At 64.9% G+C, this 18,106-nt stretch carries 20 protein-coding genes; 12 read left to right on the forward strand and 8 right to left on the reverse strand.

Features of this window, described 5'->3' with window-relative positions; translation table 11 throughout:
* Positions 1–12: 12 nt before the first annotated feature.
* The 4 genes from FJ418_RS17935 to FJ418_RS17950 all read right to left on the reverse strand — a co-directional run bounded on the left by FJ418_RS17935 (position 13) and on the right by FJ418_RS17950 (position 5,689).
* Positions 13–1,329 carry an HlyD family type I secretion periplasmic adaptor subunit gene (locus tag FJ418_RS17935; protein ID WP_140867785.1) on the reverse strand — a complete coding sequence of 439 codons (1,317 nt, stop codon included), beginning with the start codon at positions 1,327–1,329 and terminating at the stop codon, positions 13–15.
* Between the two features lie 3 nt (positions 1,330–1,332).
* The gene (locus FJ418_RS17940; RefSeq protein ID WP_140867788.1) at positions 1,333–3,054 is read right to left on the reverse strand and encodes a type I secretion system permease/ATPase; all 1,722 of its coding nucleotides are present in this window, start codon (positions 3,052–3,054) and stop codon (positions 1,333–1,335) included.
* A gap of 51 nt (positions 3,055–3,105) precedes the next feature.
* On the reverse strand, positions 3,106–4,575 hold the full coding sequence (locus tag FJ418_RS17945; RefSeq protein ID WP_140854965.1) for a family 16 glycosylhydrolase: 1,470 nt from the start codon (positions 4,573–4,575) through the stop codon (positions 3,106–3,108).
* Between the two features lie 322 nt (positions 4,576–4,897).
* Entirely contained in the window at positions 4,898–5,689 is a 792-nt protein-coding gene (locus tag FJ418_RS17950) for a pyrroline-5-carboxylate reductase dimerization domain-containing protein (protein ID WP_140867791.1), read from the reverse strand.
* Between the two features lie 195 nt (positions 5,690–5,884).
* On the opposite strand from FJ418_RS17950, the gene FJ418_RS17955 reads away from it, so the two are divergent.
* The 3 genes from FJ418_RS17955 to FJ418_RS17965 all read left to right on the forward strand — a co-directional run bounded on the left by FJ418_RS17955 (position 5,885) and on the right by FJ418_RS17965 (position 6,951).
* Positions 5,885–6,328, forward strand: a complete 444-nt coding sequence (locus tag FJ418_RS17955) for an SRPBCC family protein (protein WP_140867794.1) — start codon at positions 5,885–5,887, stop codon at positions 6,326–6,328.
* A gap of 86 nt (positions 6,329–6,414) precedes the next feature.
* Positions 6,415–6,654, forward strand: coding sequence for a hypothetical protein (locus tag FJ418_RS17960; protein WP_140644868.1), 240 nt, complete (start codon positions 6,415–6,417; stop codon positions 6,652–6,654).
* 66 nt (positions 6,655–6,720) lie between these two features.
* Positions 6,721–6,951, forward strand: a complete 231-nt coding sequence (locus tag FJ418_RS17965) for a hypothetical protein (RefSeq protein ID WP_140644867.1) — start codon at positions 6,721–6,723, stop codon at positions 6,949–6,951.
* Between the two features lie 46 nt (positions 6,952–6,997).
* Here the strand turns inward: FJ418_RS17965 and FJ418_RS17970 are convergent, their stop codons facing one another.
* Both FJ418_RS17970 and FJ418_RS17975 read right to left on the reverse strand, forming a co-directional pair.
* On the reverse strand, positions 6,998–7,702 hold the full coding sequence (locus tag FJ418_RS17970; RefSeq protein WP_140644866.1) for an SDR family oxidoreductase: 705 nt from the start codon (positions 7,700–7,702) through the stop codon (positions 6,998–7,000).
* A 174-nt stretch (positions 7,703–7,876) separates the two neighbouring features.
* Positions 7,877–8,776: an SMP-30/gluconolactonase/LRE family protein gene (locus FJ418_RS17975; RefSeq protein ID WP_140644865.1), complete on the reverse strand. Its 900-nt coding sequence runs from the start codon at positions 8,774–8,776 to the stop codon at positions 7,877–7,879.
* Between the two features lie 107 nt (positions 8,777–8,883).
* On the opposite strand from FJ418_RS17975, the gene FJ418_RS17980 reads away from it, so the two are divergent.
* The 7 genes from FJ418_RS17980 to FJ418_RS18010 all read left to right on the forward strand — a co-directional run bounded on the left by FJ418_RS17980 (position 8,884) and on the right by FJ418_RS18010 (position 15,262).
* Positions 8,884–9,603 carry a FadR/GntR family transcriptional regulator gene (locus FJ418_RS17980; RefSeq protein ID WP_140644864.1) on the forward strand — a complete coding sequence of 240 codons (720 nt, stop codon included), beginning with the start codon at positions 8,884–8,886 and terminating at the stop codon, positions 9,601–9,603.
* Positions 9,603–10,805, forward strand: coding sequence for a mandelate racemase/muconate lactonizing enzyme family protein (locus tag FJ418_RS17985; protein ID WP_140644863.1), 1,203 nt, complete (start codon positions 9,603–9,605; stop codon positions 10,803–10,805). Before FJ418_RS17980 ends, FJ418_RS17985 begins: the two co-directional genes overlap by 1 nt.
* A gap of 23 nt (positions 10,806–10,828) precedes the next feature.
* Positions 10,829–11,806: a sugar ABC transporter substrate-binding protein gene (locus FJ418_RS17990; RefSeq protein ID WP_140644862.1), complete on the forward strand. Its 978-nt coding sequence runs from the start codon at positions 10,829–10,831 to the stop codon at positions 11,804–11,806.
* A 78-nt stretch (positions 11,807–11,884) separates the two neighbouring features.
* Entirely contained in the window at positions 11,885–12,862 is a 978-nt protein-coding gene (locus tag FJ418_RS17995; RefSeq protein ID WP_140644861.1) for an ABC transporter permease, read from the forward strand.
* 3 nt (positions 12,863–12,865) lie between these two features.
* The gene (locus FJ418_RS18000) at positions 12,866–13,597 is read left to right on the forward strand and encodes an ATP-binding cassette domain-containing protein (protein ID WP_140867797.1); all 732 of its coding nucleotides are present in this window, start codon (positions 12,866–12,868) and stop codon (positions 13,595–13,597) included.
* Positions 13,598–13,607: 10 nt separating this feature from the next.
* Positions 13,608–14,363, forward strand: coding sequence for an SDR family oxidoreductase (locus tag FJ418_RS18005; RefSeq protein ID WP_140652226.1), 756 nt, complete (start codon positions 13,608–13,610; stop codon positions 14,361–14,363).
* Between the two features lie 8 nt (positions 14,364–14,371).
* Positions 14,372–15,262: an aldose 1-epimerase gene (locus FJ418_RS18010; protein WP_140867800.1), complete on the forward strand. Its 891-nt coding sequence runs from the start codon at positions 14,372–14,374 to the stop codon at positions 15,260–15,262.
* On the opposite strand, the gene dinB is transcribed toward FJ418_RS18010, so the two are convergent.
* A complete protein-coding gene (gene dinB, locus FJ418_RS18015; protein ID WP_140867803.1) occupies positions 15,234–16,493 on the reverse strand; it encodes a DNA polymerase IV in 1,260 nt (419 codons plus the stop codon). The genes FJ418_RS18010 and dinB overlap by 29 nt on opposite strands.
* 275 nt (positions 16,494–16,768) lie before the next feature.
* Positions 16,769–17,149: a cupin domain-containing protein gene (locus FJ418_RS18020; protein WP_140644857.1), complete on the reverse strand. Its 381-nt coding sequence runs from the start codon at positions 17,147–17,149 to the stop codon at positions 16,769–16,771.
* Positions 17,150–17,456: 307 nt separating this feature from the next.
* On the opposite strand from FJ418_RS18020, the gene FJ418_RS18025 reads away from it, so the two are divergent.
* Positions 17,457–17,804: a hypothetical protein gene (locus FJ418_RS18025; RefSeq protein ID WP_246683096.1), complete on the forward strand. Its 348-nt coding sequence runs from the start codon at positions 17,457–17,459 to the stop codon at positions 17,802–17,804.
* Positions 17,805–17,833: 29 nt separating this feature from the next.
* Entirely contained in the window at positions 17,834–18,070 is a 237-nt protein-coding gene (locus FJ418_RS18030; protein WP_140644856.1) for a hypothetical protein, read from the forward strand.
* The last annotated feature ends 36 nt before the right edge of the window (positions 18,071–18,106 follow it).

The raw sequence follows: 18,106 nt of genomic DNA on the forward strand, positions 1-18,106 counted from the left end.
GAAAAGCCGCCGCTACCTTTCCCTGAACGCCCTTGCGAACGAGTCCATCATCGGGCGTACCAGATACTCGAAGAAGGTCCGGTCGCCGGTGCTGATGAAGGTGTCGACCGGGGTGCCGGGATAGAGCTGTTCTCTCTTGATGTCCTGGGGGAGGGCATCGGTGATCTTCAACCTGGCGCGGAAATAGGGTTCGTGGGTAGCCTCGTCGATCAGCCGGTCGGCGGAAATCTCGCTCACCGTGGCCGGGACTTCCGGCGTCAGGCGGGCGTTGAGCGCGGAGAGCCTGAGCTTCGCCTGTTGGCCGACATGCACCTGGTCGATGTCCTTCGGCCGCAGCCTGGCGTCCACCACAAGGCCCGATGACGTGGGCAGGATCTCCATGATCTTTTCCCCGGGCGCCACCACACTGCCTTGCGAATTGTAGGTCGACGACACGACGATGCCCGCCGCCGGCGCGGTGATCGTCGTGCGCTGCAGCACCGCTTGCGCCGCGCGCATCCGCTCCTCGATGTCGGCGAGATTGGTGCGCACATCGTCGAGCTTGGTCAGCGCTTCCTCGACGCGCTGCGTGGTCGCGCGCTCGGTCTGCGCCTGCGCCTCCACGATCTGCGTGTTGGCCGAGGCGAGGTCCGCCTCCAGCGCGCCGGCCTGGCCGACCAGGTCGGCCTCCGAGCGCAGCAGCTGCGAATATTCGCTGCGGTTGGTGAGGCCCTTATCGAGAAGGTCGGTCTTGATGCCGAGCTCCTTCTTCACTACTTCGGCCTGCTGCTCGATGGCGAGTTTCTGCGCGTTCAAGCCCTTGACCGACTCGCGGTGCATGGCGACGCGCTGCGCCAGGATCGACTGCTCCGAGCGGAACCGTGCAAGCCTGGCGTCGAACTCCTTCTGCTGTTCGCGGATGAGGTTTTCGAATTCCGGCTGGAACGGCGCTGGAGCGGGCTCGGCGATCGGCGCCAGCCTGGCGAGGCCGTCGCGCTCGGCCTCCAGCCGCGCGGCACTGGCCTTCAACGCGATCCACTGCCTTGTCAGGCGGTTGAGATCGGCTTCCGCGGCGGTCCGGTCGAGCATGATGAGGTTCTGGCCTTCCCGCACGCGGTCGCCTTCATGCACCAGCAACTGCCTGATGATGCCGCCGTCGCGATGCTGGATCAGGATGTTGCCGCCCGTCGCCGCGATCGTGCCTTGCGTGATCACCGCGCCTGCCAGCGGCGCTTTAGCCGCCCAATAGCCGAAGCCGCCGACCATCAGCGCGATTGCCGCATAGCCGGCGAAGGCCGCGCGCCGGAAATCGGTGCGCGGGCGGCCGTCGAAGGTGAGGCTCTGCGTCATCGTTCAGGACCCATAGCGGATGCTCTGCGAGGCGCGGATGGTCGGTGCGAACGATCCGGTCACCACTGTGCTCTGCCGCGTGCCCTTGCCCGGCTGGCGCAGCACCTCCGCGCTCGGCCCGAACGCCTCGATGACGCCGCCGCGCAAAACCATCACGCGGTTGCAGGCCGCGGCGATGGAAGGGCGATGCGTGATCACGATCGTGGTGACGCCGGCGGCGCGCGCGGCGGCAAGCACTGCCTCGAGTGCCGCCTCGCCGGCGCCATCGAGATGCGTGCTCGGCTCGTCCAGCACCAGGATGCGCGGGTTGCCGTAGAAGGCGCGCGCGAGCCCGATCCGCTGCCGCTCGCCGCCGGACAGCGTCCCGGCGATCACCGTCTGGTAGCCGTCGCGCAACGAAAGGATCAGCTCATGCGCCTCGGCGCGTTTTGCCGCCTCGACGATTGCGGCGTCGTCCGCGTCCGCGTCGAAGCGGGCGATGTTTTCGCGGACCGAGCCGGGGAAAAGCTCCACTTCCTGCGCCAGATAGCCGATATGCCGGCCGAGCTGATTTTCGTCCCAGGTCCTGAGTTCCGCGCCGTCGATCCTGACCGAGCCGCCGCTCGGCTGGGCTGCCCCGACAAGCAGCCGCGCCAGTGTCGACTTGCCGGCGCCGCTCGGGCCGATGATCGCCACCGCCTCGCCGGGCTTGATCGCAAAGCTCAACCGCTTGAGGATCGGCTCGGCGCCGAACGTGGCATTCGGCGCGATGAAGAAAAGATCCTGCGCCGAAATCGCGCCGGTCGGGTCGGGCAAGACGAGCTTGCGTGCCTCGGCCGGCTGTGCCGGGAGCGCGCCCTCGAGCCGCGCCCAGGCGCGCCGCGCCTCGACGAGCTGCCGCCACGAGCCGATCAACTGGTCGAGCGGCTGCAGCGCGCGCGACGACACCAGCGAGGAGGCGAAGATCATGCCGGCCGTCATCTGGCCCTTGAGCACCAGCCATGCGCCGGTGCCGAGGATCGCCAGCTGCAGCATCATGCGCAGCGCCCTGGAAGCGCCGCTGAAGATGGCGTTGGCGCTGGCCGAACGATCATGCAGGACAAGCGCCTCCGCCACATGCCGGCCCCATGCGCGTGCGGCGTTTTCCACCATGCCCATGGCGCGCAGCGTCTCGGCGTTGCGGGCAAAGGCCTGCTCGGCCCGGCTGGCCAAGGCCGAACGCTCCGCCGACAGCGCATCGTTCCTGCCGATGGCAAGCTGGTTGGCGAAGACCAGCACGACGAGCAGCGCCGCGCCGCCGAGCGTCACCCAGAACAACAACGGATGGATCAGGTAGAGCAGCGCCAGGAAGACCGGCGCGAAGGGCAGGTCGAACAGCACCGCCACGCCGCGCGAGCGGATGAAGGCGCAGACCGAGGCGAGGTCGGTGAGCGGCGACGGCACGTTCCTGGCGCCGAGCGAAGCGGCGAACATTCTTGCGCCAAGCGTGTCATTGACCGTCGCGGCGACGCGCTGCGTGTAGACCGCGCGGATGGCGTCGAGGAAGCCGAGGAAGCCGAGCGCCGCGACCGCGATGACCGACAGATAGACAAGCGTCTCGAGGCTGGAGGAGGGCAGGACGCGGTCATAGATTTGGAGCAGGTAGAGCGGGATCACCAGCAGCAGCAGGTTGATGAGCAGCGAGAACAGCCCGACATCGGCGATGGCGCGACGCAAGACTGGCCGCAATCCCGACTGTCCCGTCATTTCCCGCACTCCTCTCCAACCCGGATCACGGGTAGTCGCCTAACGTCCGAATCAGGCCGAATGCTCGCTTGCCGTGCCGAGATGCTGCTGCGTGCTGCTTGCGGTGTGGCTGGTCAGCGCCGCCGCCTGGCTTGGCAAGTCGTTCAGCGTATAGGCCCTGATATAGTCGATCTTCATCTCGGCCGGTGTGGCGAGATGGTCCGGCGGCGCGCCGGCTTGGCCGCCGATCGCAAGGTCGACCAGCATGTACATCGGCTTGTTCATGTCCGACGGCGTCGCCGCTTCGGCGACCTGCACGCCGTCATAGGTCCAGACTAGCTTGTCCGGCGTCCACAGCAGGCCATAGGTGTGGAAGCCGGCGGTGTCCATGGCGTTCACCGTGGATCCGACAGTCGTGTGCTGGCCCGTCTGGTTGGTATGCGCGGTCATCAGCAGCGAATTCGGGTTCTGGCCATACTTTTCGATCACGTCGAGCTCCGGCGGCCAGGAGCCGTCCTCCGGCAGCAGCCAGAAGGCTGGCCAGGCGCCGGCATTTTCCGGCAGGTCGGCCTTCATTTCGAAATAGCCATAGGTCTGCGAGAACGAGTCATGCGTGGTCAGGATGCCGGAGGTGTATTCGTAATTGTTGATCAGCGGCTTGATGTCGGCCGGCGCCTGCGCGGCGGTGATGGAGAGCACGCCGTTCTGCACGCTGAACGGATGCACCGAGCTGGTCGGGCCGTAATTGGCGTCGATGTACCATTGCAGTTCGCCATTGCGGGTGAGCGTGCTGCCGTTCGCCGCGCCCCACCAGAAGTTGGTGTCCCAGGTGCCGCCCTGGCTGTTGTGAAGGTTCAGCGTGTTGAACTCGTCGCTGAAGGACAGCGTCATGCCGGACTTGTCGATCGGCAGCTCGAACTGGTTGGGCTGCAGCTTGTCGATCGTCATGTTCTTGAATTCGAGAATCTCGCCCGACCCCAGATTCAGCATCACATTGGGCCCCGCCTGGATCAGGTTCTCGTGGATGGCGGCGAACGACGTGAATCCATAGCCATCGAGGCGCACGGTATCGTTCGACGCGAAATTGACGATCGAGTCGCTCCCGTTGCCCTTCGCGATGATGAAAGTGTCGGCGCCGGCGCCGCCATCGATCAGGACATCATTGCCCGCGCCGCCGTCCAGGGTCTGGCCGCCCGCCGTGGCGGTGATGATGTTGTCCAGCGCGTTGCCGAAGGCGTAGTTGTGGGCGTTGGTGACGACGAGGTTTTCGACATTGTCCGGCAGCGTGTAGCTCATCCATGTGTTGATCGTGTCGACACCCTGCCCAGGGTTCTCGAACACCTTGTTGCTCGCCGAATAGAGGTAATAGATATCGTCGCCGGAGCCGCCATACATGGTGACGTTGACACCGCTGGCGCCCCAGATGGAGTCGTTGCCGGAGGTGCCATACAAGGCAGGTCCGGACGAGGCCGCCGAAAGCCAATGGTTGGAAGCGCCGCTATAGTAAAGAGGAACGCCTACCGCGTTGACGACGAAGCTCATCGGAGAATCCTTCCGCGCTGCCCCGCCCGGAGGTTCATTGCAGGTTCAAACGACCACTTCGAACCAATTTGCAACGTGGACTATGGTTCCCGAAAACAAGCAATTAGTACAGAGAAAATTGCCAGTATTTTTATCGATATTTTGTGAAGATAGAATAAGTGGTATCTAATACAATCATGGCGTGAGTTATTCTCAATTTACTTAATTTTGCAAGATTTTCTGCCAAAAGATTGTGCAGACAGCTGCCAATGGATGCGTTTGTCGCAGCGGTGCCACAGGTGGTGGCCGATCGAGTCTTGGCTTTTAGGATTGGAGCGTCCGCTCACGTCTCGCCCATCGCGATCGACTTCCTGAACGCCGCCTCGAGCCCCTTGGCGACGGCATCGTCGAACCCGGCTTCGCACATCGTCTCGATCGCGGCGGCGGTGGTGCCGCGATAGCCGAGGAAGGTCTTTACCGTGTCGGCTGGCGAAGCGTCGTTCAAGTCGAGCAGTTGGCCAGTGCCGGTCAGCACCGTGTTGACGGCGCGCTGCGCGACTTCGGGCTTCAGGCCAAACGCGACGGCGTGGCGCATCATGGCGTCGGCCAAAAGGGCGGGGAAGGCCGGGCCGGATCCGGTCAGGCCGGTGAGATAGTCGATGTCGCGTTCGCTGCCGACCTCGTCCTGGCTGCCGCAGGCGCAAAAGATCGCGCGCACGATGGCGCGGTCCTCGCTGGTGGCATCGCTGCTGGCGATCCAAGGCGTGTAGGATTTCGCGACCTCGGCCGCGGCGTTGGGCAATGTGCGCACAACCCGGCGCGTGCCATGCTTCGCGCCGATCTCGGCAAGGCGGATGCCGGCCATCACCGAAATCACCAGCTTGCCCTTGGCGTCGATGGCGAGCGAGGGCCAGTCCTGCGGCCGTACCGAAAGCATGATGATGTCGCAGCGGTCGGCGAGCGCCTGGTTGTCGTCGGTCCAGAACGCGCCGGCAAAACGATCCGGCTTGGCGCTCCGGTAGGAGAGGGCAAGGTCCTGTGCGCGAACGATGCCGGCCTGAAGCGCGGCATCCGCGATGGCGCCGCCCAGCCAGCCCGCGCCGCCGACGATGCCGAGTCTGATCGAAGCGTTCATGTCTGTTCCCCTCCATTGGAAGGCGCACGGTAGCCGCCCGACTCTAGATCAAAAGATAGAGCATGATGTCATCCGAAAAACCGCTTCACACTTTTCGGCACCATGCTCTAGTCAAAAAATTTGACAGCCTCTGTCGGATCGGCTGGGGGCCGCCCGTCCTTGGGGCATCGATCAACAAAGCAAGGATACCGAGATATGCCGAGCACAATCCACCTGCATCGCGTCCTGGCGACCAAGCCGGAAAAAGTCTACCGCGCATTCATCGAGGCCGATGCGCTGGCCAAGTGGCTGCCGCCGAATGGCTTCACCTGCACGGTCCACGAGTTCGAGGGCAAGGTGGGCGGCAGCTATAAGATGTCCTTCCGCAACTTCACCACCGGCGACAGCCACGCCTTCGGCGGCGAATTCGTCGAGCTCGTTCTGGGCGAGCGCCTGCGCTACACCGACCGCTTCGACGACCCCAACCTGCCGGGCCAGATCGAAGTGACCGTGACCTTGAAGAAAGTGTCGGTCGGCACCGAGATCAACATCACCCAGGCCGGCATCCCGGACGCCATCCCCGCCGAGGCCTGCTATCTCGGCTGGCAGGAATCGCTGCGCAACCTGGCCAAGCTCGTCGAGCCCGAGATCAACCAGTAAGTTGAGGTGGGCGGCGGCCGGTGCAACGGCCGCCGCCTTACCCAAGGTAAGTAAAATTTCACCAAGCGCTGTTAAAAGCCGCTTCCATGGATCGCAACAAGAACAACGACCTGTTTGTCCTGATGGCGGCGCTCGCCGCCATCGCGATCTACAACATTGCCTGCGGCATCAGGACTGGCGAAGTCCGCGGCAAGTTGCATTGGGTCGCCCTCGCGGACGATCCGACTCGCTTCTGGAACATCGTGGTCGGCAATTCGATTGTCCTGGTGGCGTCGATAGCCTTCCTGTGCGTTCTGTGCGTGCTAAAATCCCGTAAGCTCGGATGATCCGAGGCGACATACCTTTCACACGACGATGAGCAAAATTTCATCGGGCGCGGCTAAACGTGCTCCATGGACCGCAACAAGCACGACGCCGTCTTTGTCCTGGTGGCGGCACTCGCCGCCTTCGCCATCTATAACCTTGCCTACGGCCTCAAGACCGGCGAAATCCGGGGCAGGCTCAGCTGGATTTCGTGTGTGGACGACCCGGCGCGTTTTTGGAGCAACGTTTTCGGCAATGTCGCCGCTGTCGTTGCCTTGTTGGGCTTTCTCTGGCTGTTGCATCTTCGCCGTCGCAAATGACGTTGCGCCCGGCAATAATACCGGGCGCCGTCCGCTGCGGCGTGACTTACAGCGCCCTTGTGATGCCGCCGTCGACGCGGATGTTCTGCCCGGTGATGTAGGCGGCCCCATCGGACGCCAGGAACGAGATCGTCGCGGCGATCTCTTCCGACGTGCCGTAGCGCTTCATCGGCACGCTGTCGCGACGCTCATTGGTCGTCGGCAGGCTGTCGATCCAGCCGGGCAGCACATTGTTCATGCGGATGTTGTCGGCGGCATAGGTGTCGGCGAAGATCTTGGTGTAGACGGCAAGCCCGGCGCGCGCCACGGCCGAGGTCGGAAACATCGCGCTCGGTTCGAATGTCCAGGCGGTCGAGATGTTGATGATGACGCCTGACTTCTGCTTCTGCATCACCGGCGTCACCAGCCGGGTCGGGCGCACGGCGTTGAGGAAATAAGTGTCGATGCCCTTGTGCCAGTCCTCGTCGCTGATCTCGATGATCTCCGCGCGCGGCCCGTGGCCGGCGCTGTTGACCAGCACGTCGATGCGGCCCCAGCGTTCCAGCGCGCCGTCGGCAAGGCGCTTCAGGTCTTCGTTCGACTGGTTGGAGCCGGTGACGCCGAAGCCGCCGAGTTCCTTGCCCAGCGCCTCGCCCTTGCCGGAGGAGGAGAGCACGCCGACCTTGAAACCGTCCGCCGCCAGCCGCTTGGCCGCGGCAGCCCCCATGCCGCTGCCCCCCGCCGTCACCAGAGCTACTTTTTCTACTGCCATGTCGCTGTCCATCCCGGGTGTTAGGTTGAAAGCGATCCTGTTAGCATGCGGAGCGCGGGGGATGAACCGGATTGGATTGCGCCAAGGCGTCCGCGATTGGCGGTTCGCGCGCTGGCTCACACCCCAAAGGCGCTCATCGCCATCTTCGACGGCCACGCGCCGGCCGATGCGAGATTATCCGAAGCGGTTGGCCGCAACGCCGCGCACGCCGGGCTTGAGCGCGAACAGGCCGCCCTCCGAGGGATTGGCGACAAGATGCTCCGCGCTCATCGTGAAGCGCGCTGAGGTCACGAACAGCGTGTCGAGACCCGCGCCGCCGAAGGCGCAGCTCGTCGGCCAGCTGCAGGGCAGTTCGACGATCCGGTCCAGCCTGCCGTCGGGCGCGATGCGGGCGAGGCAGCTCCCGCCCACCACCCGGCAGTTCCATACATAACCCTCGGCATCGAGACAGGAGCCGTCCGGCAGGCCGCGCTCGAAACCGGTGAAGAAGGGCAGGGGTTCGCCGAGCCGGCCGGCCTTCTCATCCCACTCATAGCTGTAGAGCGCGTTCTTCGTCGTGTCGGCGGTGACGAAGCGGCCGTCCGGCAGCCACGCCATGGTGTTGGTGATGCCGAAGCGGTCCTCGCTGAGCGACGCCGCCTTGCCGTTGGAACCGACCCGGTAGAGCCGGCCCTCGTCGCTTGCGATGGCCAAGGGCGCGTCGTCAGGTCCGATATTGTTGGCCATCGTGCCGACCCAGAACGAGCCGTCCGGCGCCACCACGCCTTCGTTCAGCCTTGTGCCCGGCCGGTCGGCCTCGATCGTCGCGAGCGTCCGGAACGGCCCGCCGAAATCCCACAGCGCAATCGCCTTGCGCAACCCGACGACGGCGCCGCCATCGGCGCGCAGGCCGACCGAGGTGACGAGGTCGTCCGTCGGCCAGTTCTCATGCGCTCCGGTCGACGGGTTCAGCCGATGGATCCGGCGGCCGATGATATCGACCCAGACCAGCCTGCCGCAGCGGTCATCCCACACCAGGCTCTCGCCGACCACGTCGCGCGCGTCGAAGATCAGGCCGGCTTCCGTTTCGTGCATGAGGCTTCTCCAGGGGCAGGGTTCCAGAAATCGGCTTGACATATAGCTTTTGCATGAAATATGAGCAATTGAATAACAACCTGTCATACAGGTTTTGAGGGAGCGGCATGCAGGAGCAGACAGATCCACCGGGCGAACCGAATCCCGGACTGGTCAGCACGGCGATCCAGGCGATCTCCCAGCACATCCGCTCGCAAGGCCTGGCGCCGGGCGATCCGCTGCCCAGCGAAGCCGCCATGACGCGCCAGCTCAACGTCTCCCGCACCGTCGTGCGCGAGGCCTTCCGCTCGCTGTCGGCGATGCGCCTGATCGACATGAGCGCCGGGCGCCGCGCCACCGTCGCCAAGCTCGATACCGGCGCCATGTCGATGGTCATCGAGCACGGCATCACCACCCAGCAGATAAGCGTCCAGCAGGTCTATGACGTCAGGCGCACCATCGAGATGCGCACGGTTGCGCTTGCCGCACTGCGCCGTACCGACCAGGAGGCCGAGGCGATCGCCCGGTCGGCCCGGCTGATGCGCGAGAATTTCACGAACCCGGAGGCCGTCATGGAACATGACATCGCCTTCCACGAGGCGATCGCGGCGGCCTCGCACAACCCGGTCTTTTCGCTGATCGTCACCGCCTTCAGCGGTGTCACGCGCCGCACCTGGGTGATCGGCTGGCGGACCCGCTCGTCCGGCGAGGCCCAGCTCAAGATGATCAAGGGCCATGAGGACATCGCCGACGCCATCCTCAAGGGCGATCCACGGCTGGCGGCCGAGCACATGGCCGAGCATTTCGACAAGAGCGTCAAGGCGCTGCTCGACGCGGGGATTGCCTGATGAAGATCCGCGCCATCGAAACCGTCCGCATCGAGGAGCGGCCCAATTTGCTCTGGGTCGAGGTTCATACCGACGAGGGCATCATCGGGCTCGGCGAGACCTTCTTCCTGTCGCGCACCGTCGAGGAATATCTGCACGAATATGTCGCGCCGCGGGTGATTGGCCGCGACCCGCTGCAGATCGACCTCCTGGCCGCCGACCTCGTCGGCTATCTCGGCTTCCGCTCCAGCGGCGCCGAAGTGCGCGGCAACTCGGCCTTCGACATCGCGCTGTGGGATATTTTCGGCAAAGCCACCGGCCAGCCGGTCGCGCAACTGCTCGGCGGCTTCAGCCGCCGTTCGATCCGCACCTACAACACCTGCGCCGGCACCGAATACATCAAGGACGCCAAGGGCCAGACGACGGCCAATTACGGCATCGGCGCCGGGCGCGACTATGACGACCTCAACGCCTTCCTCACCCGCGCCGGCGACCTGGCCGGGGAACTGCTGGAGGACGGCATCACCGCCATGAAGATATGGCCGTTCGACCACGCCGCGGAAAAGACGCGTGGCAACGACATTTCCGCCGCCGACCTGAAGGCGGCACTGGAACCGTTTGAAAAGATTCGCAAAGCCGTCGGCGACAAGATGGACATCATGGTCGAGTTCCACTCCATGTGGCAGCTCCTGCCGGCCATCAGGATCGCGGAAGCGCTGAAACCCTACGCCACCTACTGGCACGAGGATCCGATCCGCATGGACAGCCTCGGCGACCTCAGGCGCTACGCCGCGGCAAGCCCGGCGCCGATCTCGGCCTCGGAGACGCTGGGCAGCCGCTGGGCTTTTCGCGACCTGTTGGAGACGGGAGCGGCCGGCATCGTCATGCTCGACATCTCCTGGTGCGGCGGCCTGTCGGAAGCGCGCAAGATCGCCTCGATGGCCGAGGCTTGGCGGCTGCCGGTGGCGCCGCATGACTGCACCGGTCCAGTCGTGCTCGCCGCCTCGACGCATCTTTCGCTCAACGCGCCCAATGCGCTCGTCCAGGAAAGCGTGCGCGCTTTCTACCGCACCTGGTACCGTGATCTGGTCACCGCGCTGCCGGAAGTGAAGGACGGCATGATCACCGTGCCGCCCGGGCCGGGGCTGGGGCTGGCGCTCAGTCCGGACCTCGGCCGCGCCTACACCGTCCATCGCCGCGTCAGCGACGGGGCAAGCATTTGAAAAATCCAAAGGGAGGAACAGACATGAAGAAACTCACCGCAATGCTATTGCTCGGCGTCGCCCTGATCGGTGGCCAAACCGTGGCCCGTGCCGACGGGCTCAACATCGTCTTCACCCATCATTCGTCGGCCTCGAACACGTTCTGGCAGGCGGTGAAGAAAGGCTTCGACGATGCCTGCGCCAAGGTCGAGGCGAACTGCAACATGGTCTTCACCCAGACCGAGGGCTCGGTTGAGCAGCAGGTCGCGAACATGCGCGCCGCGCTTGCCGCCAAGCCCGACGCGCTTTTGACCTCCATCGTCGACGACCACGCCTTGGACGACGTCATCAAGGAGGCGCGCGACGCGGGCGTGCTGGTGATCGCCGTCAATGTCGACGACACCGAGGGCGCCAAGGGCAACGCCCGGCAGGCCTTCGTCGGCCAGGGTTTCAAGCCGGCCGGCTATTCGCTCGCCAAGGCGATTTCCGAGAGCTTCCCGAAGGACGGCCCGATCAAGGTGCTGGTCGGCATTTCGGCGCCCGGCCAGAACTGGTCGGAAAGCCGCGGCGCCGGCATCATGCAGTTCCTCGATGAGTACAAGGCCGCGCATAAAGACCGTGACGTGTCGTGGGAGCGCATTGACAGCGGCACCGATCTCGCCATCACCTCCGACCGCGTCGGCGCCTATCTGAACGCCCATCCCGACACCACGGCCTATTTCGACACCGGCTTCTGGTGCGCCGGCGTGGCGCGCGTGCTGGCCGATCGCGGCGTGGCGCCCGGCAAGGTGCTGCTCGGCGGCTTCGACCTCGTTCCGGAAGTGCTGCAGCAGATGCAGAAGGGCTATGTCCAGGCGCTGGTCGACCAGCAGCCCTACATGCAGGGCTTCATGCCGGTGATGGAGGCCTATCTGAACAAGAAGATAGGCCTTGCTCCGTCGGATATCGACACCGGCCAGGGCATCGTGCGGCCGAAGGAAGCCGACAGCATCATGGCGCTGTCCGCCCAGGGACTGAGATAAGCTCTCCAACAGCGAGACCCGCATCGGCGGCGCCAGCCGTCGCCGATGCGTCTTAATCCCGAACCCCGGAGCCTTTCGTTGAAGCGCCTGTTCAAGACCTATCTCGAAAAACCGGAGCTGGCCGGGCTGATCCTTCTGGTGCTGCTCATCGTCCTGTTCCAGGTGCGCTCGCACGGCGTGTTCCTGAACGCCGACAATCTGCGCGGCATCCTCGGCATCCTGCCGGAGGCCGGCCTCGTCGCCATCGGCGTCACCATCCTGATGATCAGCGGCGAGTTCGACCTCTCGGTCGGGTCGGTGTTCGCGCTGATGCCGATGTCGATGGCGGTGCTGATGGTGCATGGCTGGCCGTTCCCGCTGGCGCTGCTCGCCGGACTGGCGGTCGCGGCGGCGATCGGCTTCATCAACGGCTACATCGCCATCCGCTTCGCCATCCCCAGCTTCATCACCACGCTCGGCATGCTGTTCATGGCGCGCTCGCTGACAGTCGTGGTCTCGGGCGGTTTCCCGCCGCTCTTACCCGCCGACCTGCCCAACTGGCTGTTCACCTCCTTCGTCGGGCCGGGCAACATGTTCCGCATGTCCTTCCTGTGGTTCGTTGCGGTCGCGGTGCTGACCTCGCTGATGCTGTCGCGCACCAATTTCGGCAACTGGATCAAGGCCACCGGCGGCTTCCTGCCGGCCGCCGCCTCGATGGGCATCCCGACCGCCAGGGTCAAGATCGTCTGCTTCATGCTGTGCTCGGTGCTTTCCGGCTTCGCCGGCATGCTGCAGGTGCTGCGGCTGGGCTCGCCGTTGCCCTCGATCGGCGAGGGGATGGAGCTGCAGGCGGTTGCCGCCGCGGTCATCGGCGGCGCCTCGCTCACCGGCGGCATCGGCACCGTGATGGGCGGCATCATCGGCACGACGCTGATCCGCGTCATCGACAACGGGCTTGTGCTCAGCCACGTCGACGCCAACTGGTTCAAGTTCGCCATCGGCTTCCTCACCATCTTCGCCGTCGTCGCCAATGCCTGGATGCGAAAACGCGCCAAGGCGATCAAGATGGAGGGCTGAGCCGTGGGCGACGCGATCATCTCGGTGCGCGACCTGCACAAATGGTATTCCGGCGTGCATGCGCTGAAGGGCGTCTCGCTCGACTTCAAGCGCGGCGAGGCGCTCGGCCTTGTCGGCGACAACGGCGCCGGCAAGTCCACGCTGATCAACATCCTGTCCGGCGTCCACCGTGCCGACCAGGGCGAAATCCACGTCGAGGGCAGCGCGGTCAGCATCGCCACGCCGCGCGACGCCATGGATCTCGGCATCGAGACCATCTACCAGTACAACTCCATGGTCCCCACCATGTCGATCGCCAGGAATCTGTTCATCGGCCGCGAGCCGACCCGCTTCTCGATCCTCGGCGTCGGCATCCTCGACCAGAAGAAGATGGCAGAGGAAAGCATCCGCGCCATCGCCAATGTCGATCTGCATTTGCGCTCGCCGGAGGCGCTGGTCGGCGAGCTCTCCGGCGGCCAGCGCCAGGGCGTCGCCATCGCGCGCGCCATGCATTTCAAGTCGAAGGTGATGATCCTCGACGAGCCGACCAACCATCTCTCGGTCAAGGAGACAAACAAGGTGATCGGCTTCGTGCGCGGCCTGAAGGAGCAGGGGGTGACAGGCGTCTTCATCAGCCACAACATGCATCACGTCTTCGACTGCTGCGACCGCATCGTGGCTATGGCGCGCGGCGAGGTGGTGCTGGACAAGCGTATCGAGGATACCTCGATCGACGAAGTCCATTCCGTGCTGTGAGGAATAGGCGATGAAGGCGCTCGTTGGTCGTAAGGTGCTTCTGACGGGCGGGCTGGGCTCGCTCGGCCGGGCCCAGGCGGTGGCACTGGCGCGAGCCGGCGCGCGCGTGCTGTTGCTCGACCGCCCTGATGCCACGGGCGCGGCGGAGATAGTCGCCGGGTTGGCCGGCGAGGCCGCAGGCGACATTGCCTTCATAGGCTGCGATCTCAACCGGCTGGCCGAGGCGGAAGCGGCGGTTGCCGCGCTTGCGGCGAAGGAAGGCGGCATCGACATCCTGATCAACAACGCGGCGCTGATCATCAACCGGCCGTTCGAGGAATTCTCGCTCGCCGAGTATGAGGACCAGATCCGCGTCAACTCTTCGGCCGCCTTCGCGCTGGCGCGGGCCTGCGCTCCAGGCATGAAGGCCAAGGGCCACGGCAAGATCGTCAACTTCTGCTCGATCACGCTCAACGGCCGCTGGGACGGCTACGTGCCCTATGTCGCGTCGAAAGGCGCCATGCTCGGCCTCACCAAATCGCTGGCGCGCGAGCTTGGGCCGCATGGCATCAGGGTGAACGCCGTATCGCCGGGCGCGGTGGTCTCGGAGGCGGAAGAGCGCGTCTTCGGCGATCGGCTGAAGGAATACAATGACTGGATTCTCGCGAACCAGAGCCTGAAGAAGCGCATCGAGCCGGGCAACGTCGCCGATCTCGTGCTGTTCCTCGTCTCGCCTGCCTCCGACATGATCAGCGGCCAGAACATCGCCGTCGACGGCGGCTGGTGAGGGCTGGCATGGTTGAGCTTCGCGATGGCCGCGCGCGGCTCGTGGTCGCGCCCGACAAGGGTGGCGCGATCGCCCGTTATGATGCGCTTGTCGGCAGTGCGCGGGTTCCGCTTTTGCGGGCAGGGGACGGCACCGGCACGTCCGGTTGCCAACTCCTCGTGCCGTGGTCGAACCGCATCTCCGGCGGCGGCTTCACCTTCGACGGCCGCTTCCATGCCATCGGGCCGAATGTGCCCGGCGAAGCCTTGCCGATCCACGGCGACGGTTTCCAGAAGCCCTGGCGGCTTGCCCGCCATACCGACACCGAGGCCGAGCTGATGCTCGATGACGGCGCGATCGGTCCTTACCGCTACGCGGCCTCCGTTGTGTACTCGCTACACGACGGCGCTCTCGAGGCCCACCTTACGGTGGAGAACAGTGCCGGCATGCGCTTGCCCTATGGCCTCGGTTTCCATCCCTGGTTTCCACGCGGCGCCAGGACCACGCTGAAGGCGAAGGCAGGGCGGGTTTGGCTGGAGGATGAGCGCCATTTGCCAACAGGCGTCGCGCCGCTTGCTGAGCATCCGTGGTGGGATTTCTCGCGGCTCTCGCTTTTGCCGGCGGGTTGGGTAAACAACGCCTTTGTCGGCTGGGATCGTAGCGCTACCATCGTCCAGCCGGCGCAGGGGATTGTGCTTGAGCTGGCAGCCTCGCCCGAGCTGGACGTGTTCATCCTCTATTCCCCGTCGCATGATGCCGGCTTCTTCTGCTTCGAGCCGGTGTCGCACCCGGTCGATGCGCATCATGGCCAGGGGCTGACGGTGCTCGATGATGGGGCGACGATGAGTGTGACGATGCGGATGGATTGGGTGGAGGTGGGCGCAGGCCCCTTTACAACTCCTTCTCCGCCAGTTCCCTGAACCCGTCCGGCACCGAGCGCGCGCCTTCCAGCGCCACCGTGCCGTAGCCGACGGCTTCCTTGCCGAAGCGCTGCCGGATCTTGTCGATGGCGCGGTCTGCGCCGAAGCGGGCCTGCCCCTTGCGGCTGCCGGGCCTGAGCTTCTCGTCCGCCAGGCCGAGCGGCAGTTCGAGCTGCAGCTCGGCATGCTCCTCCAGATGCGAGACAGAGATGGCGAGCAGCGAGATGTCGCGCTCGCCCGGATGGGCGGCCAGCACGCCGCGCACCAGCTCCTCGGCGATCTCGGCCAGCATCGCGGTCGCCTGAATCGGCTGCTCGAGCGTAATCGAGCGGCTCACGGCGCGCATGTCGGCGAAGCGCACGCGCACCGTGACCGTGCGCCCGGGCCGGTCCTTGGCGCGCAAGCGGCTGGCGACGCGGTCGGCCAGATGCAGCAGCGTCGGCACGAAGACGCGCGGCAGCGCCGGCTTCCTGCCCAGCGCCGATTGCGCGCCGGCCGAATGCGCGCGCCGATGCGTCTCGAGCTTGCGCGGGTCGCGGTTCCAGGCAAGCGCGGCAAGCTTCTGGCCGGCGGCATGGCCGATCAGCCGCTCCAGCGCCCCGCTATGCGTGCGCGCCAATTGCCCGATCGTCTCGACGCCGATTTCCGCGAGCCTGGCCTTGGTCGCGGGGCCGACGCCCCACATCAGCGTGACGGGCAAATCGTGCAGGAAGGCGAGCTCGGTGCCGGGCTCGACCACCACCAATCCGTCTGGCTTGGCGACCTGCGAGGCGATCTTGGCGAGATGTTTTGTCCGCGCCACGCCGATCGAGATCGGCAGGCCGAGCTCGGTCTTCACCCGCGCGCGGATTTTTCGCGCGATCTCTTGCGGAGGGCCAAACAGATGCGTGCAGCCGGCGACGTCGGCAAAGGCCTCGTCGATCGAGATGCGTTCGACCACCGGCGTGAAATCGTCGAGCACCTTGATCGCCGCATCGCCGAGACGCTGGTACTCGGAAAAATGGCCGCCGACGAAAATGAGCCGCGGGCAGAGCTCGCGCGCCTTGCGGCCGGACATGCCGCCGCGCACGCCGAAGACCTTGGCCTCATAGGAAGCCGCCAGCACCACGCCGCCGCCGACGGCGATCGGCTTGCCGCGCAATGACGGATCGAGCAGCTGCTCGACGGAGGCATAGAAGGCATCGAGATCGGCATGCAGGATGGTGGCGGCAGCGGCGTCCTTAGCGAGCATCCTGCGCTCCCGTCTGCAGCGCCCGCTTTGCCGCGGTGCAGTATTAGATTTCTCTGTTGGAAAAGGCTGATTTAGGGAACATAAAGAGAACAAAGGCAGTCTAGTGTCAAGGCCCCTATGAGCCTGCTTTCTGTGTCTTCATACAAATGAATGAGCCTGCCTCATTCATTCGAATGAGGCAGCGATTGCACCTGCGAACGGGATCAAGGTGACGTCGCCTTGATCCCGCAGCTTGGCTGGTGCAGCTTCGTAGCCGCCCATCGGCTGGATCCGGCCTATGCTGGTTTGGCATATTGCTCGGCGCTCAGCACCTCGATGCACTGGAAGGGCTGATTGCCTTCCACCCAGGCGTCATGGCCCGGCGGGATGGTATAGGACGTGCCGGCCTCGAAGGTCTTTTGCGTGCCGTCGGTCATGCGCACGGTGATCGATCCGGACACGACGTAGCCGACATGCGAGACCTGGCAGCTGTCGGTCTTGACCACCGGCTTGACGCATTCGGACCATTTCCAGCCCGGCTGCATGTTCATTCGCGCCAGGGAATAGCCCGGCAGCCGGACGATTTCGACGCGCGTCTTGGCGGGCGCGCGGACCTCGTCGGGAGTGTTGTGCGATTTGGATTCGAGTTTTGTAACCTGCATTGCAGCTTCGGCCATGGTATCCCTCCATGCGTGAAGCGGCGCCTGACGTTGCGATCGTCGGCGACCGCGACGTTATTTATAAGCCTTATTATGAGTTATTGCTAATGTAATCGGAGCGACCGCGAGCTCGGCCGGGCGCTTGGCGCGTCGTCGTGGAAGACGGATATGCCAAGCCCTCGGGCGACGGTCCGGGGCCATGCTCAGACCGAAGTCTCACCCGCCGAACGCAGAGGCCCGAGGCGCCGATTTCCGGGAAACAACAACGGCCCCATTTCATTGGCTAGCAAGCCGCCGGACAAAGTCCCTTCATCGGCGGTTGACGATGGGTGCCCGCCATTCCTGCGATATGGCGGGCATTCCTTTCGCCCTGGAAACTCTCTTGGAGTTGCTGGCCGTGCAACCCGGCAACGTGATCGCGAACCTGTTTGCCGCGCTGCTTTTGGCGGGATTGATCGGCGGCGTCTTCCTCCTCTTCGGCAGGCCGCTCTGGCCACAACGCCATGCCCAGATGGTGGTCCTTCTTCCGATCGACACGATGGCCACCGGATCGGTGCGCAAGGCCTGTGCCGAGCCATGCCTGCCTGCTCGCTTCGATCTCAAGCTCGCGCCCGTCAGGCCATCCGCCGAACGCAGGCGAGGGAACCAGTCCGCGCCTCGTACCGTTGATTGAGCGAAGGGATGGCGCAGGCGGAGGCCGCCATGCATAATTTCGAACTCATCGATCTTTTGTGCGTCATCGACGCATGTGCGAGCGACCTGTCTGCCGGGCGCCTGGTGCCGATGTCGAAGGCCGTCGAGGAATTTCGCGTCCTGACCGGCGATTTCGTCTCGTCGGATGCGGATGCGGCCAACGCCTTGACGCAGGTCGCGCTCGAGCGCGGCTGCGCAGTGCTCTTCGACGAGCAGGCGGGCGCGGATATCATAGGCGAGTTGTGATCTTCCCTAGAAGCAATTCCAGGAAAGGCGCGAGCG

It is taken from the genome of Mesorhizobium sp. B2-8-3, assembly GCF_006440815.1.
GTDB lineage: Bacteria > Pseudomonadota > Alphaproteobacteria > Rhizobiales > Rhizobiaceae > Mesorhizobium.